Source organism: Streptomyces sp. NPDC031340 (assembly GCF_055569945.1).
In genome coordinates, this window is record NZ_JBVIIE010000062.1 from 48,310 (window position 1) to 54,309 (window position 6,000).

Here is a 6,000-nt window from a genome sequence, read left to right on the forward strand (position 1 = left end):
GGAGCCACACGTGACCCCCCACCGCCCCTCCGCCCCGTCCCGGCGCAGCCTGCTGCGCGCCGTGGCCGCCCTCCCCGCCTCGGCGCTCGTCCTGCCCACGCTGCCCGGACTGCTCGGCACGGCCGCCGCCGCGGCGCCCGCCGACGGCTCCGCCACCCGGTACACCATCGTGCCGTTCCGCAACAGCGACGACGGCACGGTCGACGTCTACCAGTCCGACGACGCCACCGACTTCCGCCTCGCCCAGGCCTCCGTCTACACCCCGCCGAGCAACCGGATCCGCGACGCGAGCCTCTTCCGGCACACCGACGGCTTCTACTACCTGACCTACACCACGCACACCTGGCAGGACGTCAGCACCACCATCGGCTTCGCCCGCAGCGCCGACCGCGTCGCCTGGACCTTCCTGTACGACCACACCGTCCCGATCGCCGGTCTCTCCCGCGCCTGGGCGCCCGAGTGGTTCGTCGACGGCGACGGCAGCGTCCACGTCATCGTGTCCTGTTCCACCACGGACAACGAGTGGATCTTCACGCCGTACCTGCTGACGGCGACCGACTCCACGCTCACCACGTGGAGTTCACCGGTCGCCCTGCCCGGCCTCGGCGCCAACCACATCGACACGTTCGTCGTGAAGACCGGCTCGCTCTACCACGCCTTCACGAAGAACGAGACGACGAAGTACATCGAGTACGCCACCGCGCCGAGCCTCACCGGCCCGTACACCATCAGCCGGACCGGCGACTGGGCCGGCTGGGGCAGCTACCGCGAGGGCCCGTCCGTGATCCGACTGGACAACGGCGCCTGGCGGATCTTCTTCGACGGCTACGGCGACGGCAGGTACTACTACAGCGACAGCCACGACACCTTCGCCACCTGGAGCGCCCCGACGGCCCTGCCCACCCTCTCCGGCACGGCCCGCCACTTCACGGTCGTCAAGGAGACGGTCTCCGGCGGCCCGGTCCTGCCGAGAAACGTCACCCGCTCCTTCCAGTCGGTCAACTACCCCACCCGCTACTGGCAGGAGCGGTCCGCCCTGCTCGACCTCCCGGTGGTGACCGCAGCCGGCACGGCCGCCGAGAAACAGGCCGCCACCTTCACGGTCGTCGCGGGCCTGGCCGACCCGAACGCCTGCTCCTTCCGCGACGCCTCCGGCAACTACCTGCGCCACTACGGCTTCCGCGGCCGCTTCGACACGAACGACGGCACGACCACGTTCGCCGCGGACGCCACGTTCGTCGCCCGCACGGGCACCGCTTCGGGCTCGGTCCGCTTCGAGTCGTACAACTACCCCGGCCGCTACCTGCGCCACTACGACTACCAGTTGCGGGTGGACCCGGCGGACGGAACGGCCCTGTTCCGCCAGGACAGCTCCTTCACGCCGGTGACCGCCTGGGCCTGAGCGGCCCGGACGCCGTCGCGCCGGGCGCCGGGCAGGGGACGGCATCCCCTGGGTCCCCGCCCCGGCCGGCCGTCAGGATGGACGGCATGGGCTCTGTGAAGTACGCCGAACTGGGGGCTTTCCTGCGGTCGCGGCGCGAACGCATCCGACCCGCCGACGTCGGGCTGCCGGCCGGCCCGCGCCGCCGGGTGCCCGGGCTGCGCCGTGAGGAAGTCGCCCAGCTCGCCGGGGCGTCGGTGGACTACTACAACGAGCTGGAGCGCGGCGCGGGATCCCAGCCGTCCGAGCAGATGATCGCCGCGCTGGCGAGGGCGCTGCGGCTGACCGCCGACGAACGCGACTACCTGTACCACCTGGCGGCCCGCCCGGTGCCGCAGGCCGGCGCGGCCGCCGCGCACGTGCACCCCGGCATGCTCGACCTGCTCGGCCGGCTGACCTCCACGCCCGCGCAGGTCATCACCGACCTGCACGTCGTCCTCGTACAGAATCCGCTCGCCGTGGCGCTGCTCGGCGACCAGTCCGGGGCCCGGGGCCCCCGGGCCGGCTTCATCCACCGGTGGTTCACCGACCCCGACGCGCGGCGCCTGTACCCCGAGGCCGACCACGAGAAGCAGTCCCGCGCCTTCGTCGCCGATCTGCGGGCGGCCGCCGCGCGCCGGGACGCGAAGGACACGGAGGCGAGCGCGATGATCGGAACGCTGCTCGACGTCTCCGACGAATTCGCCGCGCTGTGGGCCGACCACGAGGTGGCGTTCCGGCGCGACGACCGCAAACGCATCGTCCACCCCAGGCTCGGCCTGATCGAGGTCAACTGTCTCAACCTGTTCAGCGAGGACGGCCGGCAGCGGCTGCTGTGGTTCACCCCCGCCGTCGGCACCGACAGCGCCGGCCTGCTCGACCTGCTCGCGGTCCTCGGCACCGAGGACGTCGCCGGCCCGGCCGCCGGTCCGGCCCGCTGACCCGGCCGGTCACGGCGCACCGGCGGAGGGGAGGCGGAGGCCGGCTCAGGCCGCCTTCTGGGAGGCCGCCGCCTCCGGGCGCAGGTCGTCGAGGGTGAGCCGGTGGGCGGGGGCGTGCGGCACGGCGCGGTGGCGGGTGGCGCGCAGATCGGCGCCCACGTGGAGGAGTTCGCCCGGTTCCATGAGACGCCAGTCGGGGTTGTCGTCCATGCGTTCGCTGGCGACCACGACCGCGGGGTGGCCGACCAGGTCGGCGGAGTGCACGCGCATGCGTCCGCCGGTGCCGCTGTGGTCGAGATGCCGGGTGCCGTGGCGGCCGCCCGGCGGGCGCTCGAGGACGTACAGCTCGTGGGTGTCGGGGTAGCGCAGCGCCCACAGCCCGTCGGAGGTGATCAGGACCAGGTTGAGGGCGAAGAGCGGCAGGTTCCCGGCGATCCAGCGGGCGGCGCTCTCGATGCCGGCGCGGACGTCGCCGCCATGGGCCCGGGTCTCCCGGGTGATCAGGGCGAAGAACCGCTCCGAGTCGGTGTCGCCCCGGACCAGTGACCGGTCCGGGCCGAGGTGGTCGTCGAGCGCGTCGAGGCCCTCGACGACCCCGTTGTGCGCGAACAGCCGCCCCTCCTGCGTGAACGGGTGGGTGTTGCGGGCGTCCAGGCTGCCCGTCGAGGCGAAGCGCACATGGGCGAGGAAGGTGGCCGACTCGACCTGCCTGGCGTCCTCGGCGAAGGCCCGGTCCGCGTAGGCGGCGATCGGCGCCTTGTCGACGTGCGGGGTGCCGTCGGGCGCGAAGTAGCCGAGGCCGGTGCCGTCGGGGTCGCGATGGCTCTGCAGGCTGAGACTGTCGGGGGCGTCCAACAGCCAGAAGGTCGCGTGGGTGCGCCGCGGTGCGCTGCTGAGACCGAACAGGCGGCACATCGCCTCTCCTCTCCCGACGGCGGCGGTGTCCCCGCGCTCCGTTTCCGGGGCCGTGCCCTGGACTCCCTTTCCGGGCCGTGCGCTGGATTCCGTTTCCGAGGCCGCGACCGGCCGCCGGGCCGGGCCGGCGCGGGGGGCCCGCCGGGGAGCGAGCCGAGTACCTCGCCCCGGGCGACCCACACCGTGCGGCCGTACCAGGCGCCGCGGAGCTACCGCAGGCCGGCTTCCGTTTGCCCTCCGGGCAGGGGGAAACCCGGCTGCGTATGAACACAAGGCGACGCCACTCGCGGACGCGGCACAACCGGCTCCTGAGCATGCTGGACCGCCTGGAGCGGGGGCAGCGGACAGACCCGGTGATCGACACACTCCAGAAGGGGGTACGGTCCCTGCCGATGGGGCGCGGCAGGGACGTCCTGCACGGCAGGTGGCTCGGGCACCCGGTCCATCCGCTCACGGTCCAGGTGCCCATCGGCAGCTGGCTGTCCGCCGCGGTGCTGGACCTGTGGCCGGGCCGCTCCCGTGAGGCGGGCCTGCTGGTCGGCGTCGGTCTGGCCGCCGCCGCCCCCGCGGCGCTGGCCGGCGCGACCGACTGGGCGGAGCTGCACCGTCAGCAGATGCGCGTCGGGCTGGTGCACGCGGCGGCGAACGTCGCGGCGGTCGGCCTGTACGCGGCCTCGCTGGCGTGCCGCCTCACCGGCAGGCCGGGCGCGGGACGGACGTACGGCTTCCTGGGGCTGACGGCGGTGGGAGCGGGCGGTCTGCTGGGCGGCCACATGGCGTACCGGCAGGCCGCGGGCGCCAACCACGCCGAAGAGGTGCCGCACGTCGTCTCCCAGGGCTGGCACCCGGTCGGGACGGTCGAGGAGTTCCCGGCCGGCCAGGCCGTGCGGCGGACCGTGGACGACGTGCCGGTCATGGTGGTGCGGGAGATCGGCGGCGAGATCCACGCGCTGGCCGACCGGTGCAGCCATCTGGCCGGACCGCTGTCCGAGGGCACGATCGCCGACGGGTGCGTGCAGTGCCCCTGGCACGGCAGCGTCTTCCGCCTCGCCGACGGCTGGAACGTCCGCGGGCCCGCCACCGCCCCCCAGCCGGCCTTCGACACCCGTGTCACCGACGGCCGGGTCGAGATCCGCCTGCGCCAGCAGGACGGCGAGGTCCGCACGGGCGACGGCCGGGCGTCCTGGTACCGGAGCGGTGCCGGGGCGGGACCGGCCACCCGCGGGCAGGACGGCTGACGGTCGCCGCCGTCGGCATGCGACGGGACGGGCGCCCCGGTAGGTGACGCCCGGACGCCGACGACACCATGCACCGCTCATCTGTGCGGCAATCACGTCAAAAGGGCGAGATCACGGTTGGGTGGCGACGCCCTGGGCACCTGGGGCCGGCACACACTCGGGCAACACCCCAAGGAGAGCGACCGTGAACCCTGGTCTCGGCGTGGAAGAGGAATTCCACGTCCTGGAGGTGGAGAGCGGCCTGTTGGTGCCGCGCGCCGACGCACTGCTCCGCCGGCTGCCCCGGCGCAGCTTCCAGGCGGAACTGCACCAGTCCACCGTGGAGTCCAACAGCGGCGTGCACACCTCTCTGCACGAGCTGTACGCCGACCTCGCCGGCCTGCGCGGCCGCCTGGACGCGGCCGCCTCCTCGCTGGGCCTGGCGGTGGCGGCCGCGGGCACGGCGCCGCTGGCGCCCGCCTCCTCCGGGCACCCCACCGCGGACGCCCGCTACCGCCGGATGGTCGACGACTACCGCAAGGTCGCCGACGAGCAGCTCATCTGCGGCGCCCAGGTCCACGTCGACGTACCCGACCGCGACACGGCGGTGCGGGTCATGTGCGAGGTCGCTCCCTGGCTGCCCGTGCTGCTGGCGCTGTCCGCCAGCTCGCCGTTCTGGCAGGGCGCCGACACCGGGTACGCCAGCTGGCGCACCCTGCTGTGGCAGCGCTGGCCCACCGCCGGCCAGGCCGGCTGTTTCCCGACCGCGGCCGACTACGACGCCGCCGTGCGCGACCTCGTCCGGGCCGGGATCATCACCGACCCGGGGATGATCTACTACGACGTCCGCCCCTCCGCCCACCTGCCGACGCTGGAGCTCCGCCTCTGCGACGCCTGCCCGCGAACCGAGACGGTCGTCCTGGTCGCCGGACTGTTCCGCGCCCTGGTCGTCTCGGCGCGGCAGCGGCTGCGCAGCGGCGGCGCACCGGCCTGCGGGGGCCGGCACGAGTGGCTGCGCGGCGCCTCCTGGCGGGCCGCCCGCTCCGGCCTCGAGGGCACCCTGGTGGACCCCGAGACGTGTCGCGAGGCGCCCGCCGCGCAGGTCGTCCGCAAGCTGCTCACCCGGCTGCGCCCGACCCTCGAAGCCCTCGGCGACCGGCAGACCGTCGAGGCGCTGGCCTGGCAGGCCCTCGCCGACGGCAGCGCCGCCCAGCGCATGCGCCGCAAGGCGCACGACGAGGATCTGCTGGCCTGCGTCGACATGCTGATCGCCGAGACCCGCGGCGAGCGCCGGCACCGGGGGCGGCGCCCCGCCGGCCACGGACGTGTCCCGTCCCCCGGCACGCCCGCCCCCTCCGCCGGCACCGGCACGCCCGGCCCCTCCGCCGGGTCCGAGGCCCCGGAGACCATCCGGACCTGACCGGAACCGCGCCGGGGGGGGGGGGGGGGGGGGGGGGGGGGGGTGGGGGGGGGGGGGGGGGTGGGGCGGGGGGGGGCGTCCGCCGGG

Annotated in this window: 5 protein-coding genes; 4 read left to right on the top strand and 1 reads right to left on the bottom strand. The window is 74.7% G+C overall.

Annotated elements, in window-relative coordinates; translation table 11 throughout:
• Window positions 1-10 precede the first annotated feature (10 nt).
• Together ACZ5GT_RS34165 and ACZ5GT_RS34170 are read left to right on the top strand one after the other, a co-directional pair.
• Window positions 11-1,402, top strand: coding sequence for a glycoside hydrolase family 43 protein (locus ACZ5GT_RS34165; RefSeq protein ID WP_469034177.1), 1,392 nt, complete (start codon window positions 11-13; stop codon window positions 1,400-1,402).
• Between the two features lie 77 nt (window positions 1,403-1,479).
• Window positions 1,480-2,361, top strand: a complete 882-nt coding sequence (locus ACZ5GT_RS34170) for a helix-turn-helix transcriptional regulator (RefSeq protein WP_469034179.1) — start codon at window positions 1,480-1,482, stop codon at window positions 2,359-2,361.
• A gap of 45 nt (window positions 2,362-2,406) precedes the next feature.
• Here the strand turns inward: ACZ5GT_RS34170 and ACZ5GT_RS34175 are convergent, their stop codons facing one another.
• Window positions 2,407-3,276 (bottom strand): class II glutamine amidotransferase, encoded by an 870-nt coding sequence (locus ACZ5GT_RS34175; protein WP_469034183.1) that lies wholly within the window; start codon window positions 3,274-3,276, stop codon window positions 2,407-2,409.
• 263 nt (window positions 3,277-3,539) lie between these two features.
• Between ACZ5GT_RS34175 and ACZ5GT_RS34180 the strand changes: the two genes are divergently transcribed.
• On the top strand, window positions 3,540-4,514 hold the full coding sequence (locus ACZ5GT_RS34180) for a Rieske (2Fe-2S) protein (RefSeq protein WP_469034185.1): 975 nt from the start codon (window positions 3,540-3,542) through the stop codon (window positions 4,512-4,514).
• A gap of 184 nt (window positions 4,515-4,698) precedes the next feature.
• Window positions 4,699-5,913, top strand: a complete 1,215-nt coding sequence (locus tag ACZ5GT_RS34185) for a carboxylate-amine ligase (RefSeq protein WP_469034187.1) — start codon at window positions 4,699-4,701, stop codon at window positions 5,911-5,913.
• The last annotated feature ends 87 nt before the right edge of the window (window positions 5,914-6,000 follow it).